15 protein-coding genes, 1 tRNA gene and 2 pseudogenes are annotated in these 18,002 nt (G+C 67.4%); 5 read left to right on the top strand and 13 right to left on the bottom strand.

Translation table 11 applies throughout. From position 1 onward, the window contains the following. Positions 1-38: 38 nt before the first annotated feature. Together CV1CTNOD_RS05990 and CV1CTNOD_RS05995 are read right to left on the bottom strand one after the other, a co-directional pair. Complete coding sequence (locus tag CV1CTNOD_RS05990) at positions 39-1,871, bottom strand: hypothetical protein (RefSeq protein ID WP_131785167.1); 1,833 nt, start codon at positions 1,869-1,871, stop codon at positions 39-41. A gap of 151 nt (positions 1,872-2,022) precedes the next feature. Beyond that, complete coding sequence (locus CV1CTNOD_RS05995; RefSeq protein WP_207386218.1) at positions 2,023-2,289, bottom strand: hypothetical protein; 267 nt, start codon at positions 2,287-2,289, stop codon at positions 2,023-2,025. 84 nt (positions 2,290-2,373) lie between these two features. Between CV1CTNOD_RS05995 and CV1CTNOD_RS06005 the strand changes: the two genes are divergently transcribed. Next, entirely contained in the window at positions 2,374-3,291 is a 918-nt protein-coding gene (locus tag CV1CTNOD_RS06005) for a hypothetical protein (RefSeq protein WP_131785168.1), read from the top strand. A 53-nt stretch (positions 3,292-3,344) separates the two neighbouring features. On the opposite strand, the gene CV1CTNOD_RS06010 is transcribed toward CV1CTNOD_RS06005, so the two are convergent. From CV1CTNOD_RS06010 to CV1CTNOD_RS06035, 6 genes are all read right to left on the bottom strand, one after another. Beyond that, positions 3,345-3,428 (bottom strand) — tRNA-Leu (locus tag CV1CTNOD_RS06010). A 636-nt stretch (positions 3,429-4,064) separates the two neighbouring features. After that, positions 4,065-4,553: a thioredoxin-dependent thiol peroxidase gene (bcp, locus tag CV1CTNOD_RS06015; protein WP_131785188.1), complete on the bottom strand. Its 489-nt coding sequence runs from the start codon at positions 4,551-4,553 to the stop codon at positions 4,065-4,067. A 101-nt stretch (positions 4,554-4,654) separates the two neighbouring features. Further along, a complete protein-coding gene (locus CV1CTNOD_RS06020; protein WP_131785169.1) occupies positions 4,655-5,737 on the bottom strand; it encodes a class I SAM-dependent methyltransferase in 1,083 nt (360 codons plus the stop codon). 205 nt (positions 5,738-5,942) lie between these two features. Beyond that, on the bottom strand, positions 5,943-6,818 hold the full coding sequence (locus CV1CTNOD_RS06025; RefSeq protein WP_131785170.1) for a DsbA family protein: 876 nt from the start codon (positions 6,816-6,818) through the stop codon (positions 5,943-5,945). Positions 6,819-6,877: 59 nt separating this feature from the next. Beyond that, positions 6,878-7,408, bottom strand: a complete 531-nt coding sequence (locus tag CV1CTNOD_RS06030; protein ID WP_131785189.1) for a MauE/DoxX family redox-associated membrane protein — start codon at positions 7,406-7,408, stop codon at positions 6,878-6,880. A 163-nt stretch (positions 7,409-7,571) separates the two neighbouring features. Continuing rightward, a complete protein-coding gene (locus tag CV1CTNOD_RS06035; RefSeq protein ID WP_131785171.1) occupies positions 7,572-8,255 on the bottom strand; it encodes an SCO family protein in 684 nt (227 codons plus the stop codon). A gap of 746 nt (positions 8,256-9,001) precedes the next feature. On the opposite strand from CV1CTNOD_RS06035, the gene CV1CTNOD_RS06040 reads away from it, so the two are divergent. From CV1CTNOD_RS06040 to CV1CTNOD_RS06050, 3 genes and pseudogenes are all read left to right on the top strand, one after another. Beyond that, the gene (locus CV1CTNOD_RS06040) at positions 9,002-9,394 is read left to right on the top strand and encodes a DUF3618 domain-containing protein (RefSeq protein ID WP_131785172.1); all 393 of its coding nucleotides are present in this window, start codon (positions 9,002-9,004) and stop codon (positions 9,392-9,394) included. Positions 9,395-9,670: 276 nt separating this feature from the next. Continuing rightward, a pseudogene (locus tag CV1CTNOD_RS06045) lies at positions 9,671-10,090 on the top strand (Fur family transcriptional regulator); the annotation flags it as partial. 203 nt (positions 10,091-10,293) lie between these two features. Continuing rightward, positions 10,294-11,751 (top strand): catalase, encoded by a 1,458-nt coding sequence (locus CV1CTNOD_RS06050; RefSeq protein ID WP_131785173.1) that lies wholly within the window; start codon positions 10,294-10,296, stop codon positions 11,749-11,751. Positions 11,752-11,871: 120 nt separating this feature from the next. Here the strand turns inward: CV1CTNOD_RS06050 and CV1CTNOD_RS06055 are convergent, their stop codons facing one another. Next, on the bottom strand, positions 11,872-12,873 hold the full coding sequence (locus tag CV1CTNOD_RS06055) for a lysylphosphatidylglycerol synthase transmembrane domain-containing protein (protein ID WP_131785174.1): 1,002 nt from the start codon (positions 12,871-12,873) through the stop codon (positions 11,872-11,874). A gap of 470 nt (positions 12,874-13,343) precedes the next feature. On the opposite strand from CV1CTNOD_RS06055, the gene CV1CTNOD_RS06060 reads away from it, so the two are divergent. Then, complete coding sequence (locus CV1CTNOD_RS06060; protein ID WP_131785175.1) at positions 13,344-13,838, top strand: glutathione peroxidase; 495 nt, start codon at positions 13,344-13,346, stop codon at positions 13,836-13,838. Positions 13,839-14,007: 169 nt separating this feature from the next. Here the strand turns inward: CV1CTNOD_RS06060 and CV1CTNOD_RS06065 are convergent, their stop codons facing one another. From CV1CTNOD_RS06065 to CV1CTNOD_RS25455, 4 genes and pseudogenes are all read right to left on the bottom strand, one after another. After that, a complete protein-coding gene (locus CV1CTNOD_RS06065; RefSeq protein ID WP_242606408.1) occupies positions 14,008-14,613 on the bottom strand; it encodes an NUDIX domain-containing protein in 606 nt (201 codons plus the stop codon). A gap of 173 nt (positions 14,614-14,786) precedes the next feature. Continuing rightward, positions 14,787-15,710 (bottom strand): TerB family tellurite resistance protein, encoded by a 924-nt coding sequence (locus CV1CTNOD_RS06070; RefSeq protein WP_131785176.1) that lies wholly within the window; start codon positions 15,708-15,710, stop codon positions 14,787-14,789. Positions 15,711-16,524: 814 nt separating this feature from the next. Then, positions 16,525-16,980 carry an ATP-binding protein gene (locus tag CV1CTNOD_RS06075; RefSeq protein WP_131785177.1) on the bottom strand — a complete coding sequence of 152 codons (456 nt, stop codon included), beginning with the start codon at positions 16,978-16,980 and terminating at the stop codon, positions 16,525-16,527. Positions 16,981-17,266: 286 nt separating this feature from the next. After that, positions 17,267-18,002: pseudogene (locus CV1CTNOD_RS25455) on the bottom strand (hypothetical protein); the annotation flags it as partial.

The following is an 18,002-nucleotide window of genomic DNA, read 5'->3' on the forward strand; positions in this document are numbered from 1 at the left end:
GATGGACATGGAAGCTGGACGAAACTCGCCGCGGCGCCCTATCGAGACGGTCTCTGGTATTCCCAAAGGGCCGCGCGAAAGGCGTCAGCGAGGCGGCGCGGATGGGATCGCGGTCGCCGGGGTATTGGTTGCACAAGTGTGCGACGTACCGTTTCGGCGTCATGCTCCGAAGCGGTGTTTGGCGTAATCAGGGTCAGCATTCCAAGAGCCCGGAGTGCAAGAGCGGCGTCAGCCCGAGAGACTTTGTGGATGAAGCCATGCGCCAACATGTTGCGGTAGTTATTGCCGCGCGACAACAGGAAGGTACCGAGAAAGCGCTCCCAGTCGTGATCGAGCCCCTCCTTGGTCAACGTCTTCAGTAAGAAGTCGAGCGCCGGGAACTGGCCCGGCTTGTTTCCCTCTTCCACCCGGTACAAGGGCTCGTTGATTAGGAGAAGCAGGTTACGAACAGCAGCCTCGATCTTGGGCACCGCCAAATGCGCAGCTGCATCCAGCTCGCCCATCCAGAAGAGCCTGAATGCGGTTGCAAGCGCGCGACCAAGCCAGGGGTCGCATCGATACTCCTCCAGAAGGAAGATTTCCAAGTCGTCCTGACTTGGTATACCGAAAACCCTGGAGATCCTCTCCAGGGCAGATGCAAGCAGCCCGCCTTCGATCGTCGCATGGATCGTCTCCATCTGGACGATTTCGCGATTCAGTTGCTCGGCATCGCTAGCCGGAACCGTGTTTTGCGGTAGCCCGTGACCTCCGAAGACGACCGTAGGCATCATCTGCTGCAATATCGACACGGACATCGTGTCTCGTGCCGCCCGCTCATTTTCGCTATAGCGGCCGGTGGGTGGCTCAGTGTCGAGCCACAGGAAGATTGCCGGCCGCCAATCGGGCTGCCCGTCGAACGCTCTGAGTCGGCCCTCGATGCGCCCCGTCGGTAGTTCGATAGGAAATGGATGCCGAATCCACTCCATTTCTTCAGGCCGAATGGCTTGCATCGCTGAAACTGCATGGGCTTCTAGATCGCTGACGCCAAGCCGCCGCGCGAGCGCCGCCGCCTCGGTTAGAAAACTCATCCGCACCATCTGGCTGGATGATCCATCGGCGGCATCGAGGCGTGCTTGGACCTCTGCCCGGTTGGCCAGTTCCTTGCGCTGGTCATCGATGGCATACAAACGTATCAAGTACGTGATCTGCGAAACCAAGAAGGCCTGTGAGCTATACCGAGCAAGGGCAGTATCCAGCAGGCCCTCGACGCTGGCATCACGAGCCGAAGCTTGCGAGGGGCCGCGCGGCGGTTGAGCGAGAGCAGTCAGAAGCGGCAGCACGACCCCGGCCTTGCCGCCTTCGGGGTCGGAGACTTCCTCTAATGCCATGGTCTTCATGGCTTCGACGGCTTCTGTTTCGAGCTGAACGAGGCCGACCCTCCTGGACAGCGTCCACGCTCGCACGAGGCCCGTCGCCTGATCCAGCGGACGAAAGGAGCCTCCTATCGATGCGAGATAGGCCCGTACCGCCTGCTCAGCGTTGTCGCGACCATTGCCGTACCGTGCGCAGAATAGAAGATCGAAGATCTGTGCGTTGGCGACAGGATGCGCCGCTCGGCCCGCGAGCAACGCCCAGAGCTGACGCACGTCGTCGCCGACCTCCCGGATTGCATGGCGCGGTCGGGCATAACCGTTGCATGAAGTGGCCGGCTCCAACTCCGCATCCGGAGATCGGCCCCTCCCCCGAGCGAGCACAAGGCGGTAGAAGAACGTGTCGGACAGTTCCTGAACTGCGGGTGAGCTCAGCAAGGGTGCGACGGTTGGTGCCAGTTCCTCGATCCGCAGCGCGATGCCGCGACAGTCTGGGGAATCAACGGTTGCCGCATCGACCAAGGCGACAAGATCGTCAACGATCGCTGGATCGTGCTGGTAGGGATCGGGGCTGTCGGCTGTCGGCTGTCGGTGCGGCCCCTGGTCCGCCGGAACCGGTATCAGGTTCGTCGTCCCGAACCTGCATACCTGTCGAATCGTCCACAGCCGAAACTTACGCCCCCATCGCTTCCCGGAACTCCCGCGGCCCAGGATGTGAGCGCCACGGAGTCAACGTCCGTGCCACGTCCGACAAGATGGCCGTCGTGCGCTCCGAACTGGTTGCCCGCGCGATCTGTAACGCATCAAGGCCGACTGTGGCAGCGTCATCCGGGTGGCCGCTGAGGGCCAGCGCTGCTGCTCGACGCGCCCCGAACAGACCGGTGTCACGGCGCGACAGGCTGTTCCCGGCCAGGATGTCGGCGAAGATCCCGGACTCCACTGTGCATATCACCCTGCCATCACGAAAGGTGCGAGTCGAGAGATCCGCGTTGGAGGCTTGGAAAGCTGCTCATCGGGACGCCGAATGACGACCGTCCCAGAACCGCGTCAACTCTCCTACGACGTGAGGCTGTGGAAGACCCGCAAGACCAAGCGGGCAAAGTACACCGCCTACCGGGTTCGCTGGGAGGTGGCCGGCCAGGAGAAGGGCGAGTCGTTCACCACTTCCGGACTGGCCTCTTCCTTCCGCTCGAAGTTCGTGACCGCGATGAAGGAAGGCGTCGCGTTCGACGTGGCGACCGGCTGGCCGGTGACCATGGATGCCGAATACGCGAAGAGACAGGCCGGTAAGCGAGGGGCAAAGACAACACCGTCCGAACCGGGCATACAGGTCGACACCTGGTACTCCCACGCGGTGGAGTTCGTGGACTCCATGTGGGCCGCTGCCTCGCCTGGACACCGCAAGAACACCGCTGAAGCCCTCGCGCACATCACCCCGGCGTTCATCCGACCGGACGCGCCGGGCCGTCCCCGGGCGGCGCTTCTCCGCAAAGCCCTCTACACCTGGGCCTTCGATGCCCGCAGCCGACTCCCGGTCACGTCGAAGAACGGGGGAGATCCAGCGCCCCCCGAGCCGCCCCAGAACATCGCGGAGGCAGTCGCCTGGCTGGAGAAGAACACGATCCCGATCGCCGATCTTGGCGATACCGAGAACGAGCTGGTCCGCCGCGGACTTGACCTGACCAGCAAGATGATCAACGGAAGGCCGGCCGCACCGGCCACGGTCGCCCGGAAGCGGTCCGCCTTCTACTCCTGCGAAGTGCATCGACGGAGACGTCGACACCCAGCTTCGCCGGATCGAGACAGCGCTGGGCCTCACCCGAGAGGATGGTCCCGGCGGCGGCACGGGAGCGGACGCTGTGCCGCGCATGTGCCGCGATTCGCCGGACACCATCAGGCACGATCGGACACCGCCGGACACGGCGGAACAGGCACCCGATGATCGAAAGGTGGGCTGACCTCTGCAAACAAAGGGAAATGGCTGCTCGCGGCCGGTGGTGCGGGAGGGGGGACTTGAACCCCCACGCCCTAGGGCGGCAGATCCTAAGTCTGCTGCGTCTGCCATTCCGCCACTCCCGCGCACGTGCTGTCAGGTACCGCGTACCGCAAGGTACGTACTGTAGGTAGCACCTACCGCAAGCTACAGGGTAGCGATTGGTGGCCGCGGGCCGTCCTGGCCGTCTGCATCAGCCCCGGGCCGGACGGACGGCTCTTGGGGGACTGACGGGTGCCGGAGGGACGGACAGGCCCTGGAGGGCGGGCGGGGTAGACCGGCCGGGGTCGGGTCCTGGGGAGGGACAGATTCCGGAGGGAGTGCGAGTACGACCGACCGGGTTGGGCGCTGTCGCCGGTGACCGCGGTCCCGCCCGTAGATCGCGGTCCCGTTGACAGGCGCCCGGGGGACGACCGGAACCACCAAGGCCCGGACCGCCGTCGAATGCGCCGTGCGCCGCCTGCCAGTCTGCTCCCGGCGCACCCGAGGTTTCCCATATCCAGGCTGCCGGACCCGCTGCTGCGTGTGAAGGGGCCTGTGGCACGTGCGTTATGTCACTTTGGCGACTGTTTCGGGGGCCGTTCTTCTACCTGGGGTTCGCGAAGGTACCCGGGGTCGGCGAAGGCCGGCCGATCGGCCGGTGACGCGATCACGCGATTACGCAGCGAGCCGGTCGGCGGGGCCACCACCTGGCCGCCTCACCGGCTGCCGGTCAGCCGGGGTCAGCCGGCCAAGCCGAGATCTCGGATGATTTTGGCGACGTGACCGGTTGCCTTGACGTTGTAGAGCGCCTTCTCGATCTTTCCGTCGGCGTCCAGGACGAAGGTCGAGCGGATCACGCCCAGGGTCTTCTTGCCATAGAGCGTCTTCTCGCCGTACGCGCCGTAAGCGGCGAGCACGGCCCGCTCCGGGTCCGACAGCAACGGGAACGTCAGCTTCTCGTTGTCACGGAACTTCGCGAGTTTCGCGGGCTTGTCGGGGGAGATCCCGAGCACGTCGATGCCGGCGTCGTCCAGCAGCGCGAGATTGTCCCGGAAGTCGCATGCCTGTTTGGTGCACCCGGGCGTGGATGCGGCCGGGTAGAAGTACACGACGACCCGGCGTCCCCGGTAGGACGACAGCGACACCTCGTTGCCGTCGGCGTCGGGGAGGGTGAAGTCGGGAGCGGTGTCACCGGAGGTGAGACGGACAACAGCGGCGGTCTCGGTCATGGCCGGAAGGTAGCCGGACACGTCCAGCGGGGCAAACCCCACCCCCTGGCGAACCACATCTGCGATGTCTGCCCGTCCGGACGTGGCCGTCACCCTCTCTGTCATGGCGGACCGCTCAGCGGCTCGACGCCTGCCAGTGTGGCCACACCCACGAACGCGGCCGGATCCACCTGGCCGGCGGCCCATCTGCGCAGCTCGTTTATGATCAGTGTGGCGAGATCGACGTCGGCTTCGGCGTCCGCGTCGGCGTACACCATCGGGTCGATCACGACGTCCATGATGACCAGGAACGTCCGGCCGTCCCCGACGATCCGTCCGCATCCCACCGCCCGGCCCGGCTCGTCCACGGCCTCCACGCACAGCCCGGCGAGGCTGCCGTCGATGGCGTCCTCCGCCGCCTCGGGGCCGGGGTCGGGCAGGCCGCCGGCGGTCCGCAGCCGGCGGAGCTCCGCCACCGTCGGCATCCGGTGGACGACGATGAAGCCACCCACCGACAGTGACAGGGAGCGTGCGGTGGAGCCGTTCGTGCCCGGCGGTCCCGCCGCCGACTCGACGAGCGCTGGATGGGTGGTCACCGGACCGGGCCGGACCCCGACCAGCAGGGTGTCGACCGCCGTGCGCCTGTGATCGTCGGTCCGCGGCGGGCTCAGGATGCGGCCGGCTCGGCTGATCCGCAGGGACGGGCCGCCGGCCAGGTCCGTCAGCAGTTCGTCGGCGTCGAGCAGGAGTTCGGGGTCGGCCGGGCCGGCGGTCCCGTGTCGCAGGTTCGCGCGATCGTGCCCGAGTACCAGCAGTGTCCCCCCTGGGACGATCGCGTTGACCGCGCATCGCAGAATGTTCCGCCGCTGCCCGGCTGGCAGGTGCAGGTAGCAGATGGTGACCAGATCGTAGGACGCCGGTACCGGCGTCCAGTCCATGACGTCGGCGTGTATCCACTCGGGGGTCACGTCGAAGCGGCGGGAGAGTTCGCGCGCCTTGCGGATCGCAACCTGGGAGAAGTCCAGTCCGGTGACCCGCCAGCCCTGGGTGGCGAGCCAGACGGCGTTGCGGCCCTCCCCGCAGGCGAGATCGAGAGCGCGCCCCGGGGTGAGACCGGCGAGGTGCTCGATCACGATCTGGTTCGGCTCTGCGGTCCACAGCAGGCCGGTGCCGGCATGCCGGCGGTCCCACTGTGCGGCATCCATAGTCGCTATCTCACCTCGCGCAGCCGTGCCCTGCCGCATCATGGCCCCGGACGGGACGACATCCACGGGCCCGCCCGGACGGATGGCCGCAGTTTGTCACCGCTTCGGACTGTCGTTACTTCGGACTGTCGCTACTTCGCCTCGCCTGGAGCCTCAGCCCGTGCGGAACCCCGGCCTGTCCGGCTATGTGACTGCGCGATGTCGGTCACCCGGTGGGTGCCGGCGCGGGGGTACCGGTGGCATTGTTCACCGCGGCGGTGAAGCCCTGGGGCGTCAGGGACTGCGGGGCCAGCCGCCGGCCGTTGACGAACACGGTCGGTGTGCCTGTCACGCCGCGTCTGGACGCGTCGTCCTCGACCTTCGCGACGTAGCCGTTGTACGTGCCGTTGTTCACCGAGTCGGTGAATGCGGGGGACGTCAGACCCACTCTGGTACCGAATCCCGTCAGCGTGCTGTTCCGATATCCACCGGTCCGCTCGGGCGGCTGATTGGCGTAGAGAATGTCATGGTATTCCTTGAATTTTCCTTCCTGGGCGGCGGCGGCAGCGGCGTTCGCCGCCCGGACGGACTCCGGTCCGAGGAAGGACATCATGTGATAAACAGCTTTGATCCGTCCGTCATCGATCAGCTGCTGGACGCTTGGGCCGAGCGAGGTCTCGAGTTCCTCGCAGATCGGGCACTGGAAGTCCTCGTAGAAGTCCACGGTGACCGGGGCGTCCGCCTTCCCGACGACGATCCCGTTGTCGGTGCCGGTCGCGGTCACCGGCAGCACCACGGGGGTGGATCCCGTCCGGCTGCTCTGGACAGCGAAGCCGATCACCGCGGCCACCGTGAGCACAGCCACGACCACCGATCCGACGATGGCCCGTTGCCGCCGCTGTGCGCGGGCGGCTTCGGCGGCTCGAGTCGCGGCCGCTTTCTCCCGCCGGACGTCGCCGCGCCGAACGTCCTCCCGCCGGGTGTCGTCCTGGGCGCGGTCGGGTCCCTGCGGGGAGGAGCCGCGCGGATGGCGTGCCGACCGCGGCCCGGCGGGGTTCCCGTCCGGCCGGTTCTTCCTGGTCCTTCTGGACGCGGTACTCATCAGCTCTTCCGAAGTCCTTCAGTAGCTCGGGGACGTGGGCCTTCGGCCGCGCGAGAAAATCATGATTGCGCTGCCTCCGGCCCTTCAGCGGCCTGCGGATGTGGGCCTCGTTCGAGGAGACGGTCGACGGTCAGCGCACCGGCTGGCAGGCGCACCAGCAGGGCGCTCGCGACGAGCAGCAGGCCGTCCCGGACGATTTCCCCGGTGTAATGAGTGGGTGCGCCGGCGGTGAGGTCCCCGCCGGAGGAGAAACAGCCGCAGTCGATGCGCAGGCCCCGCGCGGCCGCCGAGGCGATTGCCGTGATGTAGGCGGCGAGCAGCAGCGCGGAGACGGCAGCGCTCACCCGCACCGCCAGTCCGGCGAGCAGCAGCAGGCCGAGCGCGATTTCCACGAACGGGACGGCGTAGGCGACCGGGTGCACGAGCGGTTCGGACAGGATGCGGAAGGCCCGGACCGAGCGCACCATCCCCTGCGGGTCGTCGATCTTGAAAAGGCCGGCGGCGAGCCAGAGCACCGCCAGGCCGAGGCGGACAACGGTGGACAGGACCCGCCTCATCCGTGGGCCGGCCGGACCGACCCCGGTGATCATCCGTCCGGCGGTGCTGACGGCTGTCCGCCCGGTGGTCCGGGTGACGCTCCGCCCGGCAGGGTGCCCATCTGCCGGGCCTTCCGGCCCGGCGCTTTCCGTCCGCCGACTTCTCGCTGCTTTGACGGTGTCCTGCCCGACCGCCGTCTGCCGATTCGTCATTGTTTCACGTTGTCTTTCCCGTGTTGACCAGGATGGGGAGGTCATGGGCGTAGTCGGCGACCTGGGTTCCCGCGAGGTAGACGACCCTGGCCTTGTCGTCCAAGGTGAAGGCCATGACCTGCGTGCCGTGCGTGACGGTGAAGATGCCGCTGGGCTGACGTACCGGATCTTCCATCGGGATGCCGAGTGCGTCCGCCTGCGCGCGTACCTGTGCCAGGGTGCCTCGTACGCCGATGAAGGACGAGTCGAACTGGTTCAACCAGCGATTCAGCACGTCGCCGGTATCCCGCTCGGGATCGGTACTGACGAACACTGTGGCGATCTGTGACCGGACCGACGCCGGTACCGTGTCGAGGGCCGCCGCGATGTCGGCCATCGTCGTCGGGCAGACGTCCGGGCAGTGGGTGTAGCCGAAGAACAGCAACGTGACCTTCCCAGCCGTCCGGGAGCGCAGGTCGAACGGGGCTCCGGCGGTGTCGATCAGGTTCAGCGCGGGTTTGTCGATCGGCTGCGCGAGCGCCGTGCCACGCAGTCTGCTGGACGACCCGGAGTCGTCCACGATCGTGACCACGGATCCGCCACCGGAGGAACAGCCGGCCACGATGAGCGCGAGCGCTACCAGCGGTACGGCGAGCAACCGGCAGCGGCGGGCGGATGGAAGACGGGCGGATGGAAGGGAACTCGGCATGGCTCCTCGAAGTGACCCGGGGACCGGGCCTGCGGGACCTGCCGGATCGGCTTCCGGACCCCCGGCTGCGAAAAAAAGCATGATCGCACTGCTTTCGGCCTTCTGGACGGGCAGGTGGACTTAAGTGGACTGACGGATAAGCCCGGCTGCTCGGTTCCGCCCTCGGCCGCGTCGGGCGTCCCGGGCCGTGTGCCCGGCAGCGTCTGTCGGTGCAGTCTTCGAGACAGAACGGGCGAACGGAGCGAAATGGGCGAACAGGACATGTCGGTCGTGACCGCCCCTGGTCCGGATGCGATGGACAGTTCACCGGACCAGGGTAGACACGAGGTCTGCCCAGGCCTCGTCACGATCTCCGGCGGCGCGGGGACGGCAGCCCGGCGGGGTGAGCTCTACCGCTCACCCGCCGTTTCGCCCCGCACCTGTGCGGCCCTTCTGGCACGATTATCACCAGATCTTGGCGTTGATGTCGTGCCTCGTGGCTCGTGTGCTGTTATGCGGTGTGATCCAAATTATATCCGGGTGTATTCCGGTGGATGTTTTGGTATGCCTGGACGGCGGTCCTGGGATGCGGAGGAGGTCCCGACAGTGGTGTTCTGTTCGGATCGAACGCTATTGACCACAACGCTGCGCTGCTGACGACAGCGTTGTCGGTCCGGCGAAGCCGACGTGGTACGTTCAGGAGGCGCCGGTGAAGATCCAGAAAATATGCCCCAGGCAGTCATCGCGCGGAGGAAAGGGCGACATCGGTGCCGCAGGACCCGGCTGCCATCCAGCAGCAGATCGAGAATACCCGCGCCGAGCTCGCGGTGACCTTGGATGCTATCGCTGAGCTCGTGAGCCCCAGGCGGGTCGCGGAGCGGACCGGCGAGCAGATCAGGGGCAGGGTTGCCGAACTGCGCCAGAAGGTGATCGCGGGCAGCTTCGGTGCTCCGGCTGCCCTTTCCGCGGACTCCGGCACGGCGGGGAACGGGTTCGGTGGTCCGGCGGACAGGCAGGAGCTGTCCGCGGGGTTCGACTCGGGTCTGGTTGTGCAACGTACCGTCCGGTGGGACCGCGTGGCTGCCGCCGGAGGCGGTGCGCTGGTGCTGCTTGTCGGCGTTCGCCGTCGGCGGCGTCGGCGGCGCAGGGGTGCCGCGTAAGCGTCGCGTAACGTCTGTGCGGGCCGGCTGATCTGCCGCATCCGCCGCTCGTTCCACGTGCAAGTTCCTACATTGTCTTCCTACATTGTCCGTGGCCTTTGTGCTGCCAGCATTCCCCGCTGCCCGCAGTTTCTGGTACCCGCGGTTCCCGCTGCCTGGTGCCTGGTGCCTGCGGCCACCCGGCGTCCAGCGGCTGACGGACTGCCCGTCCGGACCAGGGAACTTGGTCTTGATGCGTTCATAGACTTGACTTGTTCCAGATAACGGCGGACTCTGATCCGTGTGCAAGGTGCGGATGCCGCCGGACAGCTGCGGTCAGTAGGACTGCGGGTGACCGCACCACGTCTGGCGGTTCTCGCCTCCCTGGCCGAGGGCGCGCACCTGACCGTGGAGACGATCGCCCAGGGTGCACGCGCCCGCCTCGGCTCGCTGTCGGTCCAGGCCGTGTACGACAACCTGGACGCACTCGCCGCCGTCGGGCTGGTGCGCCGGTTCGAACCCGCCGGCAGCCCGGCCCGGTTCGAGTTGCGGGTCGGTGACAACCATCATCACCTTGTCTGCCGGGTGTGCACGGCCGTCCACGACGTCGACTGCGTGATCGGTGCGCGGCCATGCCTGTCGCCGTCGGACGACCATGGCTTCGTCATCGACGAAGCCGAGGTGACCTTCTGGGGCATCTGCGCCGACTGCCGGGCCAGGGCCGACACTGACGTCGACGTCGACGGTGGGGTTCGGGCCGGAGCTCAGCCGGACACGGCTGCCCCAGGCGCGCCGGACGCTCGCCGTTCGTCGACCCCTCAGCGAGCGGAGGCGGGTGGGCCCCCGGCATCCCGGCCTGGCGAAGGTGGCCCTTCGGACGGCAGGGAAGCAACGACGACAGATGACAGGAGTGAGTTTCGATGACCGACTCTCGACCACCTGTAACCACCACCGACGCGGGCATCCCGGCGCCGAGCGACGAGCATTCGCTGTCCGTCGGCCCGGACGGCCCCCTGCTGCTCCAGGATCACTACCTGATCCAGAAAATGGCCCAGTTCAACCGGGAACGGGTTCCCGAACGGGTTGTCCACGCAAAGGGCGGCGGCGCACACGGCTACTTCGAGGTGACCGCGGACGTCACCCCGTACACGAAGGCGGCCTTCCTGTCCGGGGTGGGTAAGCGTACCGACGTGTTCATCCGGTTCTCCACTGTCGCGGGCGAACTCGGCAGTGCCGACACGGTCCGCGATCCACGTGGTTTCGCCGTCAAGTTCTACACCGAGGAAGGCAACTACGACCTGGTCGGCAACAACACGCCGATCTTCTTTATACGGGACCCGAGCAAGTTCTCCGACTTCATCCACTCCCAGAAGCGGCGGTCCGACACCCACCTGCGCGACAACAACATGCAGTGGGATTTCTGGACGTTGTCGCCCGAATCCGCCCACCAGGTGCTGGTCCTGATGAGTGACCGCGGGACGCCGCGTACCTGGCGACACATGAACGGTTACGGCAGCCACACGTTCATGTGGGTGAACGAGGCGCACGAGCGATTCTGGGTGAAATACCACTTCAAGACCGAACAGGGCATCGACAACTTCACCGACGCCGAGGCGAAGGCGGTCGCGTCCGTGGATCCGGACTTCCACATCCGGGACCTTTCGTCGTCTATAGGGAAGGGCGACTATCCGGCTTGGCGGCTGGAGGTACAGATCATGCCGTTTGCGGATGCCGCCACCTACCGGTTCAACCCGTTCGACCTGACCAAGGTCTGGCCGCATGGGGACTACCCGACGATCACGATCGGGCGCATGGTCCTCAACCGCAATCCCGAGGATTACTTCGCCGAGGTCGAACAGGCGTCGTTCGAGCCCGCGAACCTGGTGCCCGGGATCGGCCCGAGCCCGGACAAGATGCTGCTCGGCCGGCTGTTCTCCTACCCGGACACGCACCGCTACCGGATCGGCCCGAACTACCTGCAGCTGCCGATCAACCGCCCGAAGGCGCCGGTCAACTCCTACAACAAGGACGGCGCGATGCGCTACGAGCCGTCCCGTGACCCGGTGTACGCGCCGAACAGCTACGGCGGCCCCAGGGCCGACACGGCCCGTTACGGCGAGGACGCGGTCTGGACGGCCGATGGCGACTTCGTCCGTGCGGCGTACACGCTGCGCCGCGACGACGACGACTTCGGCCAGGCCGGGACGCTGTACCGCGACGTGCTGTCCGACACCGACCGGGAGCATCTGGTCTCGAACATCGTCGGCCACGCCTCCCAGGACGTTGCGGCGGACGTCCAGCGCCGGGTGGTCGAGTACTGGCGTCAGGTCGACCCGGACCTCGGCGCCCGCGTCGCCAAGGGATTGGGCGTCGGCTGACCCGTAACGCCCCGGAGGCCTGGGCCTACCCTGCCGGCCAGGCCTCCGGACCTCCCAGATCGGTTTCCGGACCGACCGCTGCTGGCCTCGGTTCGCCCAGAGCTTCCGGTCTGTTCCCGGTCACAGGACGCTGCGGCGGCGTAGGACGGTCAGGGCGACCACTCCGGGTAGTACCGGTAGCCAGTAGCTGATCAGGCGGTACACCAGGACGGCCGCGAACATGGACACGCCCTCGCCGCCGGCGGCGGTGAGGCCGAGAGCGAGGGCGGGTTCGAGCGCCCCGACGTTGCCCGCAGTAGGCACCGCTCCGGCCACTGCCGCGCCTATCAGATAGATGGCCGCCACTGACAGCAGCGATTCGGAACCGCCGAACGCCCAGACGCACGTGGCCAATGCCACGATCTGTGTGACCTTGGTGACCGCGGCGGACAGAAGCAGGACGGCGGTACGCCGTGGGGAGCGCGCGAGCAGCACCAGATGCCTGCCCGCGCCGTGCAACGCCGGTCCGAGCCGGCCGTGGACGCGGGGGTGCAGGCCGACCGCTGCGCACACGAGCAGGCACAGCACGGCGCATCCGAGGACCGGGCCGGATCCGATGTCTGTCATGATCGACTCAATGGGTGCGGTCACCGCGTCATCGGCGCCCGAACCGCCGACCAGCCCGGCGGTGAGAACGATCCCGCCCACATGGACCAGGGCAAACGCGATCTTGACTGCGGCCACGGCGCTCAGACAGGCCGAACAGGTGAGCTTCTGACGTTCCAGGTAGCGGATGTTCACGGCGATCGCGCCGAGGCCCGCTGGCAGCAGCCGGTTGGCCGCTGCTGCGGCCAGTTGTACTGCCACCGCTGTTCGTAACTGCAGGGGTAGTCCACTGGCCGCCCGCAAAGCCAGGCCGTTGGCCAGGAAGAAGCAGGCTGAGGCGATCCCGCACGCCACAAGCCACGGCCAGGCCGGTACGGGGACGCTGGACAGCTTTGCCCCGACCTCCGTCCGAAACCTTGTGGCAAGCATGACGGTCATCGGGACGGCGAAGGCGAACGCGACCAGCGTGCAGGGACGGCGTAGCCAGCTTGCCCGGATGCGAGGGCGCAGCGCCCCGGGCAGCACGAGCGAACTCACCGTCTGCTCACTGGAGAGATTTCGCAGCAGTGGGTGCGTGACCTGCTGGAGCGGGATGGTAGTCGGTTGCACAGCGGCTGCGGCGGTGCCGTCGGCCGCTGCTCTCGCGGGCGCTGCTGTTTCAGTGGCTGCCCACCTGGGCGTCATGGCGCCAACAGTAGATCGGGATTCATAACGGATGCTGAACAACGTACATCCTGTGGCGGGATCTTCTTCTCCGCGTCCCGGTGGACAGGATGACGCCGATCGGTTAAGAGGCCAAAGGCGGTACGATCATGCGCTTTCCGCGTCCGGGAGGCCCAGGCCCCGGGCTACCAAGAGCTCGCTTCGTGCCGGTACGGAACAGAATCGGTGGCGCTCGGCTTGCAGACAGGGGCGTGTCACCTCGCCTGAAAATGATGTGCACCGGTAACCCGATGCCGGGCGACCGAATCCCGGCAAGGACTTCGGCATCCGAGAAAGGCTGGACCGTGACAGATCTACACAACCTACCAGTAACCACTCTTGTCGGCGAGAAGACGACTTTTGGCGCGCTGGCGGACGGGCGTGCCGCGCTCGTCGTCAACGTGGCGAGCCGCTGCGGGCTCACCCCGCAGTACACCGGCCTCGAGAAACTGCACGGGGAACTGTCCGGTCGGGGATTTACCGTGATCGGCTTTCCGTGCAACCAGTTCGGCGGGCAGGAGCCGGGCACCGCGGAAGAGATCGCGACCTTCTGCTCGTCGACCTACGGGGTGACGTTCCCGCTGAGTGCGAAGATCGAGGTCAACGGTGCCGGTCGCGACCCGGTATATACCGAACTGACCCAGACCGCCGACGCGGCGGGCAAGGCCGGCGACATCACGTGGAATTTCGAGAAGTTCCTGGTCGCGCCGGACGGCCGGGTCGTCGCCCGGTTCGGCCCGCGGACGGACCCCCATGACGCGGCGCTGCTCGGCGCGATCGAGCAGGTCCTTTCCACCTGATCCTGGGTGTCGGGGCGGTTTCCCGGTTGGTATGGCCGAAGGCAGCGCGATCATTTTTTCGCGCTGCCGGAGGTATGGGTTCTCGGGATGGTATGGCCGACAGCAGCGCGATCATGTTTTTCGCGCCGCCGTCGGCCTGTTCTGTCGCCGGGTGTTCTCAGGGCCAGTTTTAGATCTTCAATTCGGTTTGACCGCCCGGCGGGAGGCCGTCTGGGCCGTACCAGGACGGCCGGTGGGTGCGCAGCCAGCTCAGGATGGCCGTCCGCAGGTGTGCCGGTCGGAACTCGAAGGTGTCGAGAGCGGCCACTGAGACGGATCCGATGTCGATCGCTTCCTCCCGGCTGCCGATCTGTGCGAACGGCGGCAGCGTGGCGGCGAACACGACGTTCAGCTCGTGCCAGCTCTGACCGGCTTCGACGTATGAGTGCTCCACGCATCCCACGAAGTCGAGGGCGTGGGTCGCGAGCCCGGCCTCCTCCCGGATCTTGCGGCGCAGCGCTCCCTCCACGCTCTCGCCGGGCTCCACGTTCCCGCCCGGCAGGAAGAACCATGAATGCCCGCGCCGGTTGGCGACAAGCACACGCTCGCCGGACGTGAAGAGCATGCGGGCGCTCAGTACCGATCTGATGCTCCGGGTGGGATTATCCCGGTTGTTCGGGTCGATGACTGTCGGGTGCACGTCGACCGTCGGATCAGGGGGCTGGGAGGTTCCACCGTCAGGACGCGGAAACGGGTGGGCTGTCTGGGGAGATGTCGCGTCGTCCTTCTCGAACATGATTTCCCTCGCGGGTAGGTGGCTGGCTCGACCACGTTCGGCTGGTTCGGCTGTGCTGGCGGTGGGCGTCGGCGTTTTCGAGGTGTCCGCGGTCGGTTCCTGGCAAAATCTGTCAGTTCCTGGATCGGCTCCTGGATCGACCTGGCTGTCAGTTCCCGGAACGACTCGGCGGCCTATTCGTGGGTGCTTCTGACCCACTGCACCGTCTGCACCGCCAGGGAGGACGGGTCGAGCCCGAGGACGTCCAGCGCTTCCTGGACGACGGCCCGCTCGTCGGGGTCGAACGTGCCGTCCGAGCGTCCGATCACCGCACCGAACTGCACGACCGACCGGGCCCGCACCCTGTTTCCCCGTACCTTGGCGATCTCGCGCAGTGCCACGGCCCGGCCGGCGGCGGGGTCCGCGCGCAGCGCTGCCACATGGGCGTCGAACAGCCGGACAAGATCGTTGGGTGGGAATGCGCTCAGGGTCCTGTCCGTGGCGACGATGTGCGCCATGGCGTCCCGCTCCCGTGCGTCGATCGTGCCGTCGGCGGCGGCGACGAGCGCGCAGATGGCAACCGCGGCGTCCCGGAAGGCGGCGTCGTCGAGTTCGTGCCGCCGGGCGTGCAGCTGTGCCCGCAGCGAGTGCACGGACTGGCTCAGATGGTTCCACCACGGCTCGGGTTCGTGCACCGGCAGTCCCTGCCATACCGGCCAGCGGTCTTCCAGCCAGCGGAGGACCGCGGTCGAGACGGCAGGGGGCGTCAACGAGCGTTCGCTGAGATCCTCCAAGGCCAGCGGGACGAGCGGAGCACCCAGGTGGGTGGTCGGGACGTCGGCATCGTCCGGAAGGTCGGTGGCGAACAGCGCGGTGATCGTGCGCTCCGCGGCCGGGCCGAGGTGCTCGACGCAGCCCACGAATTCGGGTGACGCGGCAGGGGAGCCGGTCAGGGTCCGGACGTACCTGGCCGCCGCCGTGCCGATCCCTTCGGCGGGTTCGACGGTTCCGCCGGGCAGGAGGTAGGCGGACACGGCGGGCCGGTACTGCGCAACCAGGTATCCGCCGGCGTCGAGCAGGATCTGGACGTTCAGCCGGACGTCCGTGGGAACGGGCATGTCGACCCCCTGATGACGGTTTCGTGCTGTCAGCGGTGTTGCGTGTGAATTGTTGCTGACCCGACGCCATCATCCACCTGCCCAGGGTGCCTGCCCATCGGCCGCGGACCGCCGGTGAACGCGGCAGTGCGAGCGCTTCGGCCAAAAGGGGTTTCCAGCGTTGAGGGGGTTATTCGAAACTCCTCGATCAAGATCTATGGCAGTGTCTCGACCTGCAACGATGCATGATCTAGATCGTCTTGGTTGAGGGTCCTGAATCCGGATAAGCCGCCAAGAGAGCTACCGAGGATGGGACTGTCCGGTTCGCGACATCCGGCCTATGCCTCGCTTCGTTGTCGTCGGCTGGCGCCCGACAGCCTCCGGCGCTTCCCTCCTGCCGTCTCGCGATCAATCCACCCGGTCGCAGCCCTCTGATCGAACGCCTCTTGGCAGGCCCTGCCGGTGGCAGGCCCCGGGGGTGGTGGCCAGTCGGAGGGTGGGGTGAACGTGGGGTGGATGTCATCACATACATCCACCCATTGGTGGACGTCCCACCTTCGACACGGAGCCGACAGGCAGTCAGCCGGATACGGGACGGGAAAGCCGACCCGCCGGCATTCCGGGATTGGCGCAGGAGCCTCGGCGCCACAGGCAGGCCGGACGAGCCGGGGCTGAGAGGGATCTGATTCGGGTTGGTAGCAAGCTGGTCGATGAGCCGGAGAGCCACCGACGGGGGAGCGGAGCTGTCGTCTCATCAGAGAGCACTCCGATGGGGCCCCGAACCGCGAGGGGTCTTCACCTGTCTGAACCGGAGGCGTTCCAGAAGAGGGATCGTTTATCGGAAGAGGCGGAACGTTGTGGATCTCATGGCGTCCATGGGGACGCGGGGCCGTACCGGAGCGGCCAGTTCGAACCACACGTGTTTGCCGGGGCTGTCGTGGGCCGGTTTGTCCACCACGCCCCATTCGCTGGCGAGCGCCGCCACCAGGTGCATCCCGCGGCCGGACTCGTCGTCGTCATGCGCGGGCCGCAGCACCGGGTGGGTCGTGCTCCCGTCGCCTACCGCAATCCGTACCCGGTCCTTCTGCGCGACGACCTGGACGTGCAGCGGGTCGTTCGACCTGGTGTAGCGCACGGCGTTGGTGACGACCTCGCTGACCAGCAGGCGTGCGACCTCGGCGTCCTCCTCACGGCCCCAGGTGGAAAGCAGCTCGTTGACCAGGCGCCGTGCCCGCCCGGCGGCGCGGGCATTAGCAGGAAGATCGAAGCGTGCGGTAAGAGCTTCGGCCACGCTTCACCCTCCACGGGTAACCGCCGACGGCCACGCCGTCGAACATCGCCATGGGTCCGCCGCCGCCCCCGTCGTCATCGCGTTCATGCCACATGCCGTCTGCATTCAAACCTTGCCGACGCGGACCTGTCACGTACCGTCGGGTTGCTCGGCAAAACCGGCCCGCCCCTGCGTGTGATCGGTTGCCGCGCACCCGGAGGGTCGGGAGGCCCACGTCCTGGGTCGCTGGAGGGCTGAAGGCGGCGTAATCATGCTTTTTTCGTGCCGCCGGCGGCTTCCGGTGATGTCAGATCACGTCGATGCCGTCGAGGATGTTGCCGTACCCGGGCCAGCGACTGCCCTCGCCGTCGCTGGCGGCATCCGGCCGGATTGCTGGGCGCGGCGCCGCTCGGCGCTCGGCCTCCGCGCGCCGGGCCTGCAGCTGCGCCCCGAGATCGGGGCTGCCGGGATGCGACGCTGTGACGTACGGTTGGCGCGGTGCATCCAGCGTCGGGTGAGTACCCGGATGCGGCCGGACTGACGTGCGGGTGGGCGGAATACCCATCGGTCCGGAGATCAAAGGTGCGGGGCGGGCCGCGGGGATGACCGGTCCCTGCGGCGGATATGCCGGCGTCTGGCCGCCGTCCCCCGATATGGGCGGCCAGGACTGCGGCTCGCGCACCGGCTGCCGGAACGGCCCGGTGGTCCGCGGCTGCGCCGGGTGAGGGCCTGTTGCTGGCTGCTGGCCCGCCTGCTGTTGCCCCGCAGGCTGCGGCACGGAGGGCGGGGTGATTGGCGGTATCTGCCGTCTGGGCGGCATAGGTGCGGCAGCCCCCGGCTGGGGCGTCGGCGGCGCTATACGATGCGCGCCGGTCGACAGCGAGGCGGTGGACGAGGGGATCCATCCGCTGGGGTTGCCGGGGGTCACCGAGACCGGGTAGGCGCCCGTACCCGGCCCTCCTGGCCCCCCGGCGGCTGCCGGAGCTGGGGACGCCATAGCGGGAAGCGGCCCGCTGACATGCGGGGCCGGGGAGAGCGGGGGG

It is taken from the genome of Protofrankia symbiont of Coriaria ruscifolia (assembly GCF_900634745.1).
Classification (GTDB): Bacteria; Actinomycetota; Actinomycetes; order Frankiales; family Frankiaceae; genus Protofrankia; species Protofrankia californiensis.

Bases quoted from the DNA above. Each gene is read 5' to 3' on its own strand.
- CV1CTNOD_RS06070 (WP_131785176.1), bottom strand. From the start codon at position 15,710: ATGCCCGTTCCCACGGACGTCCGGCTGAACGTCCAGATCCTGCTCGAC.
- CV1CTNOD_RS06065 (WP_242606408.1), bottom strand. From the start codon at position 14,613: ATGTTCGAGAAGGACGACGCGACATCTCCCCAGACAGCCCACCCGTTT.
- CV1CTNOD_RS06030 (WP_131785189.1), bottom strand. From the start codon at position 7,408: ATGATCACCGGGGTCGGTCCGGCCGGCCCACGGATGAGGCGGGTCCTG.
- CV1CTNOD_RS06025 (WP_131785170.1), bottom strand. From the start codon at position 6,818: ATGAGTACCGCGTCCAGAAGGACCAGGAAGAACCGGCCGGACGGGAAC.
- CV1CTNOD_RS06035 (WP_131785171.1), bottom strand. From the start codon at position 8,255: ATGCCGAGTTCCCTTCCATCCGCCCGTCTTCCATCCGCCCGCCGCTGC.
- CV1CTNOD_RS06020 (WP_131785169.1), bottom strand. From the start codon at position 5,737: ATGGATGCCGCACAGTGGGACCGCCGGCATGCCGGCACCGGCCTGCTG.
- CV1CTNOD_RS06050 (WP_131785173.1), top strand. From the start codon at position 10,294: ATGACCGACTCTCGACCACCTGTAACCACCACCGACGCGGGCATCCCG.
- CV1CTNOD_RS06005 (WP_131785168.1), top strand. From the start codon at position 2,374: ATGACGACCGTCCCAGAACCGCGTCAACTCTCCTACGACGTGAGGCTG.
- bcp (WP_131785188.1), bottom strand. From the start codon at position 4,553: ATGACCGAGACCGCCGCTGTTGTCCGTCTCACCTCCGGTGACACCGCT.